At 61.2% G+C, this 13,709-nt stretch carries 12 protein-coding genes; 5 read left to right on the top strand and 7 right to left on the bottom strand.

Features of this window, described 5'->3' with window-relative positions; genetic code table 11:
* Positions 1-2: 2 nt before the first annotated feature.
* The 6 genes from HXW87_RS27725 to dksA form a co-directional block, all read right to left on the bottom strand.
* Positions 3-1,403 (bottom strand): polynucleotide adenylyltransferase PcnB, encoded by a 1,401-nt coding sequence (locus HXW87_RS27725; RefSeq protein ID WP_041065404.1) that lies wholly within the window; start codon positions 1,401-1,403, stop codon positions 3-5.
* Positions 1,404-2,137: 734 nt separating this feature from the next.
* The gene (locus HXW87_RS27720; RefSeq protein WP_095668305.1) at positions 2,138-3,574 is read right to left on the bottom strand and encodes a sigma-54 dependent transcriptional regulator; all 1,437 of its coding nucleotides are present in this window, start codon (positions 3,572-3,574) and stop codon (positions 2,138-2,140) included.
* Between the two features lie 22 nt (positions 3,575-3,596).
* Positions 3,597-6,551, bottom strand: a complete 2,955-nt coding sequence (locus HXW87_RS27715) for a sensor histidine kinase (protein WP_161794896.1) — start codon at positions 6,549-6,551, stop codon at positions 3,597-3,599.
* Positions 6,535-6,711 (bottom strand): hypothetical protein, encoded by a 177-nt coding sequence (locus HXW87_RS27710; RefSeq protein ID WP_003176118.1) that lies wholly within the window; start codon positions 6,709-6,711, stop codon positions 6,535-6,537. Before HXW87_RS27710 ends, HXW87_RS27715 begins: the two co-directional genes overlap by 17 nt.
* A gap of 77 nt (positions 6,712-6,788) precedes the next feature.
* Entirely contained in the window at positions 6,789-7,673 is an 885-nt protein-coding gene (gluQRS, locus tag HXW87_RS27705; protein ID WP_239779191.1) for a tRNA glutamyl-Q(34) synthetase GluQRS, read from the bottom strand.
* A gap of 202 nt (positions 7,674-7,875) precedes the next feature.
* Positions 7,876-8,319 carry an RNA polymerase-binding protein DksA gene (gene dksA / locus HXW87_RS27700; RefSeq protein ID WP_007959616.1) on the bottom strand — a complete coding sequence of 148 codons (444 nt, stop codon included), beginning with the start codon at positions 8,317-8,319 and terminating at the stop codon, positions 7,876-7,878.
* 334 nt (positions 8,320-8,653) lie between these two features.
* On the opposite strand from dksA, the gene HXW87_RS27695 reads away from it, so the two are divergent.
* Entirely contained in the window at positions 8,654-9,826 is a 1,173-nt protein-coding gene (locus HXW87_RS27695; protein ID WP_121187213.1) for a pyridoxal phosphate-dependent aminotransferase, read from the top strand.
* Positions 9,826-10,539 (top strand): DNA/RNA nuclease SfsA, encoded by a 714-nt coding sequence (gene sfsA / locus HXW87_RS27690; protein ID WP_131671603.1) that lies wholly within the window; start codon positions 9,826-9,828, stop codon positions 10,537-10,539. Before HXW87_RS27695 ends, sfsA begins: the two co-directional genes overlap by 1 nt.
* Here sfsA and HXW87_RS27685 read toward each other — a convergent pair.
* Positions 10,536-10,853, bottom strand: a complete 318-nt coding sequence (locus HXW87_RS27685) for a Rieske (2Fe-2S) protein (RefSeq protein WP_047296587.1) — start codon at positions 10,851-10,853, stop codon at positions 10,536-10,538. The genes sfsA and HXW87_RS27685 overlap by 4 nt on opposite strands.
* Positions 10,854-11,015: 162 nt before the next feature.
* Between HXW87_RS27685 and HXW87_RS27680 the strand changes: the two genes are divergently transcribed.
* The 3 genes from HXW87_RS27680 to HXW87_RS27670 are packed head-to-tail and all read left to right on the top strand — an operon-like array spanning position 11,016 to position 13,689.
* A complete protein-coding gene (locus HXW87_RS27680) occupies positions 11,016-11,888 on the top strand; it encodes an ABC transporter substrate-binding protein (RefSeq protein WP_239778147.1) in 873 nt (290 codons plus the stop codon).
* A 50-nt stretch (positions 11,889-11,938) separates the two neighbouring features.
* Positions 11,939-12,922, top strand: coding sequence for an iron ABC transporter permease (locus tag HXW87_RS27675; protein WP_198758351.1), 984 nt, complete (start codon positions 11,939-11,941; stop codon positions 12,920-12,922).
* The gene (locus HXW87_RS27670) at positions 12,922-13,689 is read left to right on the top strand and encodes a heme ABC transporter ATP-binding protein (protein WP_239778146.1); all 768 of its coding nucleotides are present in this window, start codon (positions 12,922-12,924) and stop codon (positions 13,687-13,689) included. The genes HXW87_RS27675 and HXW87_RS27670 overlap by 1 nt, the downstream gene beginning before the upstream one ends.
* Positions 13,690-13,709: the final 20 nt, after the last annotated feature.

The raw sequence follows: 13,709 nt of genomic DNA, 5'->3' as shown, positions 1-13,709 counted from the left end.
CCTTATTCGCCCGTCGAGCTGGAAGCCCCGGCGCGCTTGCGCTTGGAGCCACTGCTGCGGCGACGTTTGCGTGGCGCACCGCTGGCGTCATCACCTTTGCCGCTGAGATCGCGGATCATGTCGCGACGTTCGCTGTCGTTGGCGTCCTGATAATCCGTCCACCATTCGCCCAGACCGTCGGTTTCCTCGCCAGCGCTTTCACGCAGCAGCAGGAAGTCGTAACCGGCGCGGAAACGTGGATTGTCCAGCAGCAGGTCGGCGCGTTTGCCGCTGCGGCGTGGCAGACGTTCCTGCATGTCCCAGATTTCGCGGATCGGCATGGTGAAGCGCTTTGGAATGGCGATGCGCTGACATTGTTCGGCGATCAGCTCATGCGCGGCTTCCTGCATGGCCGGAATCGGCGGCATGCCACGCTCTTGCAGGCGCAATACGCGGGCCGGCAGGGCAGGCCACAGCAGGGCGGCAAACAGGAACGCCGGAGTTACCGGCTTGTTCTGTTTTATGCGCAGGTCGGTGTTGGTCAACGCTTCGCTGATCAACGTGTGGGTGTATTCCGGGTTGTATTCCAGTGCGTCGGCACTGGCCGGGAACAGCGGGGCAAACAGTTGCAGATCGACCAGCATCTCGAAGGTGATCGCGCCGTGGCCGGAGAGGAACAGCTTGAGAACTTCCTCGAACAGGCGAGCGGACGGGATCTCGCGCAGCATCGGCGCCAGGTCACGGATCGGCTGCACGGTGTGCTTCTCGATGCCGAAATTCAACTTGGCGGCGAAACGCACGGCCCGCAGCATGCGCACCGGATCTTCCTGGTAACGCTGCTTTGGATCGCCGATCAACCGGATCAGGTGATTACGGATGTCGTGCACGCCGTTGGCGTAATCGAGAATGCGCTCACTGACCGGATCGTAATACAAAGCGTTGATGGTGAAGTCGCGGCGTTGCGCGTCTTCTTCCAGGGTGCCGTAGACGTTGTCGCGCAGAATCCGCCCGCTCTCGTTGCGCGAAGACTGGTTGCTGTCCTCGTCGTCTTCATTGACCGGGTGATTGGCGCGGAAGGTCGCGACTTCGATGATTTCGCGACCGAAATGAATGTGCACCAGTTTGAAGCGGCGACCGATGATCCGCGCATTGCGGAATTCGGCCCGGACTTGCTCGGGGGTAGCGCTGGTGGCGACGTCGAAATCCTTGGGCGTGATGCCCAGGAGCATGTCACGCACGCAACCGCCGACCAGATAGGCCTGGTAACCGGCGCCCTGCAAGCGTTCGACGATATTCACCGCATAGCGGCTGAATTGCCCCTTTTGCAGCGAATGTTGGCCGCTGTTGAGCACTTCAGGAGTGCTGCGGATGTGTTGCGTACGACGCACGGGTGTTCGGAATGACTGGAACAGCTTCTTCAGCATGGGATGCACTGTTTGAAGGAATGTTCGGCCATACCAAAGAATGACCGCATGATGGGCGCAGATTCTAGCATTTAGTCGGGGGATGGTGTAGGACGCAGCAGATTTGCGCTGCAAGCCGCAGGCTACAGGCATCGGGCAGGGTCGAAACGGAGGTTTTTGCCGAAAGACAGAAACTACAAGGGGAGCCGAAGCTCCCCAAGAAGTAGTTGCGTGCTCTTTTTATTATTGATTCGGGCTTCTTGTTTTTGTTGAGTGCCCTCGTCATGAAGCTTTTCCTTCATGACCCTCCCAATCGGGAGCCAAGAGCAAACGGATTGCTTTGGTCGCTGTGTTGCAGTGATCTTGCGATCCAACCAGTACAGGCTCTGTCTTAGGACAGTTTTTGTTGTTCTCGGCCTGGTCGTGGGGCTAGCCCCAAATACAACGCCTCTCCAAAAGAATCAGTTAGCTGCGCCTCTCGCCGTCTTGTTTTTATTGTGCGTGAGTCGATTCGTCTTATTTTTATTGTCTTGTGCATTGCTTGTTATTGTTCTTGTACCAAACATATAGCAGGTGCCGTGCCAACTTTTGCGAAGCCCAATAAAACAAGGGGTTAGGTCGATATAACGGTTTTCTCGGGGCGAAAAAAAGCCGGGGTTTCGTTACCGATAACCCCGGCTTCTGTTACGTGAAAAAGCTGAGGTAACAGTTTTTTCACGTCTTCAAGCGTTACCCGCACACTCTACAAGTAACGTTCAGCTCTCGCTGGTGACCCCGGTCTTGCGCCGTGGAATGCCCAGGCGCTGACGGCGTTCCCACAGGCACTTGCGGCTGACGCCCAGTTTGCGCGCCAGCTCGGTCTCGGTCATGTGATCCTGATGCTCAAGAACGAAGTGCTGGAAGTAGTCTTCCAGCGACAGGTCTTCGGTCGGCTCATGGCTGCTGTTGCTGGTGTTACCCGCGGTTTGCGCGGGCAAGCCGATGAACTCGTCGTCTTCCAGATCGCTCAGCTCGATGTCGATGCCCAGTAGGTCGGCAGAGATTTCCGGGCTTTCGCTCAGAATCACCGCGCGCTCTACCGCGTTCTCCAGCTCTCGCACGTTACCCGGCCAGGAATAATGCCGGATGGCCTGTTCGGCGTCGGCGGCAAATTTCAGGTCGGTACGGTTGATGCGCGCACTTTGTCGGGCGAGGAACGCCGTAGCGATTTCGTTGACGTCGGCGCCACGTTCGCGCAATGCCGGCAATTTCAGGGCAATCACGTGCAGGCGGTAATACAGGTCTTCACGGAACTGGCCGATTTTCGCCAGGCTCTTGAGGTCACGGTGGGTCGCGGCGATCAAACGCACATCGACCTTTTGCGACTGCACCGAACCCACGCGGCGAATCTCGCCTTCCTGCAGCACACGCAGCAGACGAGCCTGGGCTTCCAGCGGCAGTTCGCCGATCTCGTCGAGGAACAGCGTGCCGCCATCCGCCGCTTCCACCAGACCGGCGCGCCCGGCGCTGGCGCCAGTGAACGCACCTTTTTCGTGGCCGAACAGTTCGGACTCGATCAGGCTTTCCGGGATGGCCGCGCAGTTCACCGAAATCATCGGTGCCTTGGCACGCTTGGACAGGTTGTGCAGGGCGCGGGCCACCAGTTCTTTACCGGTGCCGGACTCGCCCTGGATCAGGACATTGGAATCGGTCGGCGCGACTTTGCGGATCTTGCTGTACAGGTCCTGCATCGGCGGGCACGAGCCGATGATGCCGATCTCGCCGTTGCTGTTGTCGACAGACGATTTACCGCTGCCACTGCTCGGTTTGCCGGCAAGCGCTTCGCCGGCGGCAGGCGCCGACTGGTGATCACGCAGGATCCGCGCAACCGCCTGAAGCATTTCATCGTGATCGAAAGGTTTGGCGATGTAGTCCACCGCGCCCATCTTCATCGAGTCGACCGCCGAGCGCAGGCTGGCGTAGCTGGTCATGATCAGCACCGGTTTGCCCTGGCCGAGCTTGATCAGCTCGGTGCCGGGGGCGCCAGGCAGGCGCAGGTCGCTGACGATCAGATCGAATGTGGGAATACTGAAGCGTTCTTGTGCTTCCTGCACTGAACCGGCTTCGCTGACCTGGTACTGGTTGCGTTCCAGCAGGCGGCGCAAGGCGGAGCGGATAATGGTTTCGTCTTCGACGATCAAAATGTGCGGCATTGATTCGATACTCTCGACGGTCTCAGTTCACAGCGGACGTCGCTTCGACATGACGCGGTAAGGTCACCCGGATTCGGGTGCCGCGCTGGCTCTGTACATCAGCCGGGCTGTCGATGGTGATTTGTCCATAATGCTCTTCAACGATGGAATAGACCAGTGCAAGGCCCAGACCGGTACCTTCACCCGGGTCCTTGGTGGTGAAGAAAGGTTCGAACAATCGGTCCATGATGTTCTGCGGAATACCACTGCCTTCGTCTTCGACGATCAGATCGACCGTGTGTTCGCCGGCTTCACTCTTGACCCGCACGGCGCTGCCCGCAGGCGAGGCATCACGGGCGTTGGAGAGCAGATTGATCAGCACTTGGGCGAGCCGCTGCGGATCGCCTTCGACCCAGTGATCCGGATCGCACAGGTTGTAGAACTGCACTTCGAAGTTGCGCCGGTTCAGCGCCAGCAGACCGATGGCGTCCTGCGCGACTTCGGCCAGACAAACCGGCTCGTCGCTGTGCTGATGGCTGCCGGCGTGGGCAAAGCTCATCAGCGACTGCACGATGCGCGACACGCGCTTGGTCTGCTCGAGGATCTGCCCGCTGATTTCCGTCAGTTCGCCGTCTTCTTCGCGCTCTTCGCGCAGGTTCTGCGCCAGACAGGCGATGCCGGTGATCGGGTTGCCGATTTCATGGGCCACACCCGCCGCCAGGCGACCGATGCTCGCCAGGCGCTCGGAGTGCACCAGTTTGTCTTCGAGCATCTGCGTTTCGGTCAGGTCTTCCACCAACAGCACCAGACCACTGTTGCCCGGCGCCAACGGTTCGTCGATCGCCGCTTTGTGCAGATTGAGCCAGCGGGTCTGGCCGTCGAGAGCCAGGTGCTGCTTGTGCAAGTGCTCGTCGGGCAGGTTGATGAAGCCTTGCAGCAATGGCTTCCACGGATCGGCGATGGTGCTCAGGCGTGAACCGACCACCCGTTGCGCAGCGATGCCGGTGAGTTCTTCCATGGCCTTGTTCCACATCAGGATCTCTTGATCCTTGGCCAGCGAGCAGACGCCCATCGGCAACTCCTGCAAGGTCTGGCGGTGGTAGCGGCGCAGGGCGTCGAGTTCGGCGGCCAGTCCGGTGAGGCGCGAGTGGTAATCCTCGAGGCGGCTTTCGATGAAGTGGATGTCTTCGGTCACATAGTTTTCGCCGCCGGCCTTGTACGGCAGGAAGGTTTCGACCATGTCCTGCGCCACGCTCGGGCCCATCAGGCCGGAGAGGTTGGCTTCGATGCGGTCGCGCAAGCGGCGCAAGGCATAAGGACGGCGCTCGTCGAACGGCAGATAGAGGTCGCGCAGGGCCTGCTCGACTTCTTTCTGCGCCGCCTTGGCGCCCAGCGGTTTGGCCAGTTGCGTGGCGAACTCCTGGGGCGAAGCAGCATGCAGTTCGCGGCGTTGCGGACGACGCACGTTATCCACCGCGCAGGCTTCGGCGGCGCTGGCTTCTTCGGGGCTGGCGTTGGTGAACAGCGAGATCAGGGTGAACATCAATACGTTGGCTGCCAGCGAGGCGATCGCCGCCATGTGCCAACTGGTGTCGTCCAGCACGTAAATCATGTTCAGCAGGGGAATGTAGAAACCCTGCAGATTGCCGACCAGTGGCAACAGCATGGTCACCACCCACACCACAATCCCCGCCAGCAGGCCGGCGATAAAGCCGCGCCGGTTGGCGGTCGGCCAGTACAGCACCGAAAGCACGCCGGGCAGGAACTGCAGCGTAGCGACGAAAGCGACGATGCCGAGGTTGGCCAGATCCTGCCCGGCGCCGAGCATCAGGTAGAAGCAGAAACCGGCCATGATGATCGCGACGATCAGCGCCCGACGCGTCCACTTCAGCCAGCGATAGATGTTGCCTTCGGCCGGCGGCTGATAGAGCGGCAGCACCAGGTGGTTCAGCGCCATGCCCGACAGGGCCAGGGTGGTGACGATGATCAGGCCACTGGCGGCCGATAGCCCGCCGACGTACGCCAGCAAGGCCAGCGGTTTGCTGTTGGCGGCGATGCCGATGCCGAGGGTGAAATATTCCGGGTCGGTGGTGGCGCCGAGCTTCAGGCCGGCCCACAGGATCAACGGCACCGCCAGGCTCATCAGCAACAGGAACAGCGGCAGGCCCCAGCTGGCGCTGACCAGCGAGCGCGGATTGAGGTTCTCGGTAAAGGTCATGTGATACATGTGCGGCATCACGATCGCCGAGGCGAAAAACACCAGTAACAGCGTGCGCCATGGTCCTTCCTGCAGCGGCGTGTGCAGGGCGGCGAGGGCGGTCTGGTTTTGCAGCAGCCACAGTTCGAGTTGTTGCGGGCCATCGAACACGCCGTACAGCGCATATAGACCGACGCCGCCGAGGGCGATCAGTTTGATCACCGATTCGAAGGCAATCGCGAACACCAGCCCTTCGTGTTTCTCGCGAGTGGCGATATGCCGGGAACCGAAGAAAATCGTGAACAGAATGATCAGCGCACAGAACGCCAGCGCGACGCGGCTCTGGATCGGCTCACCGGTAAGAATGCCGATGGAATCGGCCACCGCCTGAATCTGCAACGCCAGCAGCGGCAATACGCCGATCAGCATGAAGATCGTGGTCAGCGCGCCGGCCCAGGTGCTGCGAAAGCGGAACGCGAACAGATCGGCCAGCGACGACAATTGATAGGTGCGGGTGATTTTCAGGATCGGATACAGCAGCACCGGTGCGAGCAGAAACGCACCAGACACCCCGAGGTAACTGGACAGAAAGCCGTAGCCATACTGATAGGCCAGCCCCACCGTGCCATAAAACGCCCAGGCACTGGCGTAGACCCCCAGCGACAGGGTGTAGGTCAGCGGGTGGCGAATGATCGCCCGCGGGATCATGCCCCGTTCGCTGATCCAGGCAACGCCGAACAGCACCGCCAGGTACGCGGCGCTGATCAGGATCATCTGGGTCAGGCTAAAGCTCATCGGCATCTTTTTGGCTCTGCAGGATGAAGGTCACGACAATCAGGATCAACCACAGCAGATACGGCCGATACCAGGCGCCCGTGGCGTCGATCCACCAATCCATGATGGCTGGCGAAAACAGATAGATTCCCACGACCAGAAGCAGGACCAAGCGATAGATGTACATCCCGGCCTCTCTTTTTTATACGCGTGCCCGAAAACGTGCGGCGATGGTAACGGATGGGCGCGCCACTGCAAGTGTCGTCATTGCAGTTGCGCCTCGGGCAACGTCAGTGTGCGCGGGATCTTCGATGCATCCCAGTGGGCTGCGCCCCATTTGAGCAATTCCTCGGGGGTGGCATGGGCCAGTTCGGCACCGGGGTTTTGCCCCAGCGCACGCAGGGCTCGCAACAGCAGCGGCGTGGCCTGATCGGCCTCAAGCGGCGGCGAACGGTAGGATTTGCCGAGCTTGTTGCCGTCCGGCTGCGTAATCAGTGGCAGGTGCAGATAGCGCGGCTGACGCAGGCCCAGCAGTTCTTGCAGGTAGAGCTGGCGTGGCGTGGAGTCGAGCAGGTCGGCACCGCGCACGATGTCGGTGATGCCTTGCCAGGCGTCATCCAGCACCACCGCCAGTTGGTAGGCGTAGGGACCGTCGCGGCGGCGGATTACGAAATCTCCCACGTCGCGCCCCAGATGCTGCCGGAACTCGCCCTGCACCCGATCGATAAAGTGGTATTCCAGTTCCGGCACGCGCAGGCGGATCGCCGCATCTTGCTGTCCATGACCGGCATTGCGGCACAAGCCCGGATAAATCCCGTGATACGGCTCCAGCTGCTTGCGCGAGCAGATGCAGGCGTAGGCGAGGCCGTGATTGAACAGGCTGTCGAGCACTTCGGCGTAGGCGGCGTGGCGGTCACTCTGGCGCACCATCTCGCCGTCCCACTCGAAGCCGTAACTTTCCAGCGCCTTGAGAATCGCCGCCTGCGCGCCCGGTTCTTCGCGGGGCGGATCGAGATCTTCCATGCGCACCAGCCAACGCCCACTGACTGCACGCGCGTCGAGGTAAGAGGCGAGGGCAGCCACCAGTGAGCCGAAGTGCAGGTGGCCACTGGGGGTGGGGGCGAAGCGGCCGATGTAGGCGGGGGAGATTTTGGCTGTCATGGAAACGAAGCTACTTTTCAGGCGATACGCAGGTCAACGGGTGGGAGCGAGCCTGCTCGCGAAAGCTTGATGTCAGACGATTAAATGTTGAATGACACACCGCTTTCGCGAGCAGGCTTGCTCCCACAAGGGCAAAAGGCAGAAACAAAAACGGAGCGTTCGCACGCTCCGTTTTTCGTTCGGGTCGAGATTACTTGCCGACCTGCTTTTCCTTGATTTCCGCCAGGTTCTTGCAGTCGACGCACATGTCGGCAGTCGGACGGGCTTCAAGACGCTTGACGCCGATCTCGATCCCGCAAGAGTCGCACCAGCCGTACTCTTCGTCTTCGATCAGTTGCAGGGTCTTGTCGATCTTCTTGATCAGTTTGCGCTCGCGGTCGCGGGCGCGCAGCTCGAGGGCGAACTCTTCTTCCTGACTGGCACGGTCGGCCGGATCAGGAAAGTTGGCCGCTTCGTCTTTCATGTGATCAACAGTGCGGTCGACTTCCTGCATCAAGTCCAGTTTCCACTTGGTCAGGATCTTGGTGAAGTGCGCGCGCATTGGAGCGCCCATGTACTCTTCGCCCGCTTTCGGGACGTAGGGTTCGAAACCGCTGAGTGTCTGACTTGCCTGTTGCTTTGCTTGGGTGGGCATGAAATGGACCGCCTCTACTCTTGTAATCCATTGCGCAGGATTGCTCCATCACCGACACCTGCCGGCCCTGCGGCTGCAAGCGGGCGAACTTACCAGATCAATTCGGCCTGCGCTACTCCCGGATGTCGAGGCCCCGGCGGGCGGCGCTTGCAGAAGTTTGGCAAGTCATGTCTGACAGTGATGGAGGCCTGATCAATCTCTGATTTTAGTCAATCCTGGAGCGTACGCGCATATCGTTACAGTCCAGCGTTCTTGAGGCTGTGACCGCGACGGGTTCTCGCTCGTTCCGGCAGACAGGTAGAATCGTCTCTTTTTCCCCGTCGAAGGAAAACCAATGGCTCAGCCCTACAGTGCGCGCAGTCGTGCGATCGAACCGTTCCATGTGATGGCGCTGCTGGCGCGGGCCAATGAACTGCAGGCCGAAGGTCACGATGTGATCCACCTGGAAATCGGCGAGCCGGACTTCACCACAGCCGAACCGATCATCCGCGCCGGGCAAGCGGCGCTGACGGCGGGCAAGACTCGCTACACCGCAGCGCGGGGCATTCCTGAATTGCGCGAAGCGATCTCCGGGTTTTATCAATCGCGCTACGGCTTGAACATTGATCCGCGAAGGATCCTGATCACCCCCGGTGGTTCCGGCGCCCTGTTGCTGGCCAGCGCCTTGCTGGTCGATCCGGGCAAACACTGGCTGCTGGCGGATCCGGGCTACCCGTGCAACCGGCACTTCCTGCGTCTGGTTGAAGGCGCGGCACAACTGGTTCCGGTCGGGCCGGAGGTGCGCTATCAACTGACCCCGGATCTGGTGGCGCGGCATTGGGATCACGACAGCGTTGGTGCGTTGGTGGCTTCGCCTGCCAACCCGACCGGCACCCTCCTGACCCGCGACGAACTGGCCGGATTATCCACAGCCATCAAGGCGCGGCACGGCCATCTGGTGGTGGACGAGATTTATCATGGCCTGACTTACGGCACTGATGCCGCCAGCGTGCTGGAAGTCGATGACAGCGCCTTTGTCCTCAACAGCTTCTCCAAATATTTCGGCATGACCGGTTGGCGTCTCGGCTGGCTGGTGGCGCCGGATGCGGCCGTCAGTGAGCTGGAAAAACTCGCGCAGAATCTCTATATCAGCGCGCCGAGCATGGCGCAGCACGCCGCACTGGCCTGTTTCGAGCCGGACACCATCAGCATTCTCGAAGAGCGCCGCGCCGAATTTGGCCGCCGTCGCGACTTCCTCCTGCCGGCGTTGCGCGAGTTGGGTTTCAATATCGCCGTCGAACCTGAAGGTGCGTTCTACTTGTATGCCGATATCAGCCAGTTCGGCGGCGATGCCTTCGCGTTCTGCCGGCATTTCCTCGAAACCGAGCACGTCGCCTTTACCCCGGGGCTGGATTTCGGTCGTTATCAAGCGGGCCATCATGTGCGTTTTGCCTACACGCAAAACCTCCCTCGCTTACAGGAAGCGGTGGAACGCATCGCTCGCGGTTTGAAGAGCTGGCAAGGCTGATGCGTTTTTATCCGGCTCTGGAAGAGGCGCGGCTGATTCGCCGCTATAAACGTTTTCTGGCTGATGTTGAAACGGTCAATGGCGAGCTGTTGACCCTTCACTGCCCGAACACCGGTTCGATGCTCAACTGCCAGGTTGAGGGCGGACAGGTGTGGTTCAGTCGCTCCAACGACCCGAAACGCAAGCTGCCTGGCACCTGGGAAATTGGCGAAACCCCGCAGGGCCGGCTGTTTTGCGTGAACACCGGCCGTGCCAACGCACTGGTGGAAGAGGCGCTGCAGGCGGGAGTCATCAACGAGTTGAGCGGCTTTACGGCGCTTAAACGTGAAGTGGCGTACGGCCAGGAAAAGAGCCGTATCGATTTCCGTCTCGAGTACCCGAGCGGTCCGGCCTACGTGGAAGTGAAAAGTGTCACGCTGGGATTCGACGGAACGAATGTCGCGGCGTTTCCCGATGCGGTGACCCAGCGCGGCGCCAAGCATCTGCGTGAACTGGCGCATCTGGCCCGTGACGGCATTCGGGCGGTGCAGCTGTATTGCGTCAATCTCAGCGGGATTGACGCAGTGCGTCCGGCCGAGGAAATCGATGCGGCGTACGCCGATGCCCTGCGCGAGGCGGTGGCATGCGGAGTTGAAGTGCTGGCCTACGGCGTGCGCTTGAACCACGAAGAGATGGTGATCGACCGGCGGCTGGACGTGTTGCTCAACGGTTAAACATCAATCCACACCCCTTCTGCGTCTTCGCGGCAGGGGATGGCGGTCAGGGATTGCCCGGCGCAGGGCCCGGCGACGCATTCGCCATCCTCGATCAGGAACAGTGCGCCGTGGGTGGCGCACTGGATCAGGCTGTTGCTCGGGTCGAGAAACTGGTCGGGGTGCCATTCCAGGCCGACGCCACGATGCGGGCAACGGTTGAGATAAACATAGGCCTTACCATTGCGGCGCACGGCAAACAGTTTGTTGCCGTGGATGTCGAACCCACGGCTGCCGGCCTCGGCGAGATCGGCGCCCGCGCACAAAAACTTCATGACTATCCTCAACTGTCTGCTCGTTTCAGGAAATGTCCGAGCTTGACGTTTAAATGCAAACAATTATCAAATGGCCGCCTTCGCCCACTGTGCGCGGCCGCCGCCAAGGATACTTGGCCTGCCGGATCGCTGCCCGGGAAAACTGTTCAAGGAAAGCTGCGTATGCGCCTGATTATCCGCGTTGCTGTGCTGTGTGTCGGACTCCTCGCCAGCCTTCAGGTGACAGCTGCCGACTTGCCACAGCGTTGGGTCAGTGCCGGTGGCGCGCTTTCGGAGTGGGTCAGTGCATTGGGCGGCGAGTCGAAACTGGTCGGCGTCGACACCACCAGCCAGCATCCCGAGTCGCTGAAGAAACTGCCAAGTATCGGCTATCAACGCAGCCTGTCGGCAGAGGGCATTCTCAGTCTGCGCCCGGACATCCTTATCGGCAGCGAAGAAATGGGCCCGCCACCGGTGATCGCTCAGGTAAGGAGCGCCAAGGTGCAGGTCGAACTGTTCTCGGCGCAGCCGGATCTGCCGACGCTGGAAAAAAACCTCACGCATCTCGGGCAGTTGCTCGGCGCGCAAGCCCAGGCGACGCAGTTGCTGGAAAGTTATCAACAGCAGCTCGCCACGCAGAAGGCGCGAGTCACCGAGTGGCAGATCCGGCACAAGGCGCCCGGTGTGCTGGTGCTGATCGGACATGCCGGCGGCAAACCGTTGATTGCCGGCAAGGACACTGTCGCCGACTGGCTGCTGCAACGGGCCGGCGGACATAACCTGGCAACGCATACAGGTTACAAGCCGTTCTCTGTTGAGTCGCTGGCCGGGCTTGATCCTGAGGTGCTGGTGTTTGCGGATCGCGCGTTGAGCGGTGAGGCGGCAAAAGCGGCGTTGTTCAAGGAAAACCCCATTCTCAATTCAAGCCGTGCGGCCAAGACCGGACGGGTACTGGAGCTGGATCCGACGCTGCTGGTCGGCGGGCTCGGGCCGCGTTTACCGGCGGCGTTGAAGGGTTTGTCTGACGGCCTCTACCCGACTGCGAGCGGCCAATGACCGTACTGGTCAAACCACGCAGCCTGTTTATCGGGCTGACGCTCCTGTGTTTGCTGGCCATCTGGCTGTCGTTGGCGCTGGGGCCGGTGAGCCTGCCGCTGTTCGATACGTTGCGCGCGGCTCTGCGCATGCTCGGTGTGCCACTGGCGCCGGACGGTCTGGAGCAGGCTGAGCTGATTCTCGGGCAGATCCGTCTGCCGCGTACCTTGCTCGGCCTGGCCGTCGGCGGTGTACTGGCGCTGTCCGGCGTGGCGATGCAGGGTTTGTTTCGCAATCCGCTGGCCGATCCCGGGTTGGTCGGGGTCTCCAGCGGTGCGGCGCTTGGTGCGGCTGTAGCCATTGTCGGCGGTGCGTTTTTTGGCGGTTTGCCAGAGTGGTTCGGGCCGTACCTGTTGTCGGCGTGCGCGTTTCTCGGCGGGTTGGGGGTAACGGCGCTGGTCTATCGGCTCGGACGGCGCAACGGCCAGACTAACGTCGCGACTATGCTGCTGGCTGGGATCGCCCTGACGGCGCTGGCCAGCTCGGCAGTCGGGTTGTTCACCTATCTGGCGGATGACGCGACTTTGCGCACGCTGACTTTCTGGAATCTGGGCAGCCTCAATGGTGCCAGTTACGCGCGTTTATGGCCGTTACTGATCATCAGCGCCGGTGTTGCGCTGTGGTTGCCGCGTCGTGCCAAGGCGCTGAATGCGTTGTTGCTGGGTGAGTCCGAGGCAGGGCATCTGGGGATCGATGTCGAACGGCTCAAGCGTGAACTGGTGTTCTGCACCGCGTTGGGTGTTGGCGCAGCGGTAGCGGCGGCGGGGATGATCGGTTTCGTCGGGCTGGTGGTGCCGCATCTGGTGCGTTTATTGGCCGGGCCCGATCACCGGGTGCTGTTGCCGGCGTCGGTGCTGGCGGGTGCGAGCCTGCTGTTGCTGGCGGATCTGGTGGCGCGGCTGGCACTGGCGCCGGCGGAGTTGCCGATCGGTATTGTCACCGCGTTTATCGGCGCGCCATTCTTCCTTTATCTGCTGCTGCGAGGACGTGCCTGATGCTGTGTGCGCACAATCTGCACATCCGTCGCGGGCGCAAGACCGTCCTCAGCGACGTCACCCTGCAACTGGAGCCCGGTGAGGTGCTGGGTGTGCTCGGACCGAACGGTGCCGGCAAAAGCACCTTGCTCGGTGCCTTGTGCGGTGAGCTGACGGCGAGTGAAGGCGGGGTGTTGCTCGACGACAAGGCGCTGAATCACTGGACAGGTACGCAACGCGCCCAGCGTCTGGCGGTGTTGCCGCAGGTCTCGACGCTGGATTTTGCCTTTCGTGTGGAAGAAGTGGTCGGCATGGGCCGCTTGCCGTATCAAAGTGGTCGGGTGCGCGACGACGAAATCATTGCGGCAGCGCTGGACGCTGCGGATGCCGGGCATCTGAGCGGGCGCAGTTATCTGGCGCTGTCGGGTGGCGAGCGCCAACGCGTGCATCTGGCGCGGGTGCTGGCGCAGTTATGGCCGGGGCAGGCCGGGCAAACGCTGTTGCTGGATGAGCCGACCTCGATGCTAGATCCACTGCACCAACATACGACGCTGCAAGCGGTGCGCGAATTTGCCGACCGTGGCGCGGCGGTGCTGGTCATCCTGCATGATCTGAATCTGGCGGCGCGCTATTGTGATCGGGTGTTGCTGCTTGAAGGCGGGCGCCCGGTAGCGCTGGATACGCCGCAGCAAGTTTTACGACCGGACTCGCTCAAAGCGGTGTTCGGTCTCGAAGTATTGGTGCAGCCGCACCCGGAGCGTGGGCATCCGCTGATCATCGCCCGCTGATTTCTCATCGAGGTGATGGC

Source organism: Pseudomonas sp. Y5-11 (genome assembly GCF_022368695.1).
GTDB classification, from domain to species: Bacteria; Pseudomonadota; Gammaproteobacteria; order Pseudomonadales; family Pseudomonadaceae; genus Aquipseudomonas; species Aquipseudomonas parakoreensis.
Note: the sequence above shows the minus strand (reverse complement) of the source record. Positions and strands in the feature narration are given on the sequence as shown.